Source organism: Luteimonas flava, from assembly GCF_036584485.1.
Classification (GTDB): Bacteria; Pseudomonadota; Gammaproteobacteria; order Xanthomonadales; family Xanthomonadaceae; genus Luteimonas; species Luteimonas flava.
In genome coordinates this window covers 1-284 of the sequence record NZ_JAZHBM010000075.1, presented here as the reverse complement: position 1 = coordinate 284, position 284 = coordinate 1, and the positions used below count along the sequence as shown (strand labels likewise).

The window sequence follows — 284 nt, the reverse complement described above, 5'->3', positions numbered from 1 at the left end:
AAAGGATAGACTTGTTGTGCGACCAACATCTCTAACCTAACCCACCGCTTCCATGTCAGATAATAATCTCGAGCTCCCGTTCTGGGAAGGCTTTCGTGTATGGAATTTCGACCGCCGCGCCGACGGCGTTTGGATCAGCTTGATCCCTGATCCGGCGGTTTGCGCAGCCTGTTCGGGCTGCGGAAGCGCCTGCTCGCATGTTCATGAGACGTATTGGCGCACGATCCGTGATATGCCGATGCTGGGTGATCCGGTCTGGCTGCAGGTGCAATTTCGACGGCTTC

At 56.0% G+C, this 284-nt stretch carries 1 protein-coding gene; it reads left to right on the top strand.

Annotated elements, in window-relative coordinates; all coding sequences use genetic code 11:
* Positions 1-52: 52 nt before the first annotated feature.
* Positions 53-284: transposase family protein (locus tag V3391_RS17740; protein ID WP_332079772.1), on the top strand; the 232-nt coding region annotated here is incomplete at its 3' end.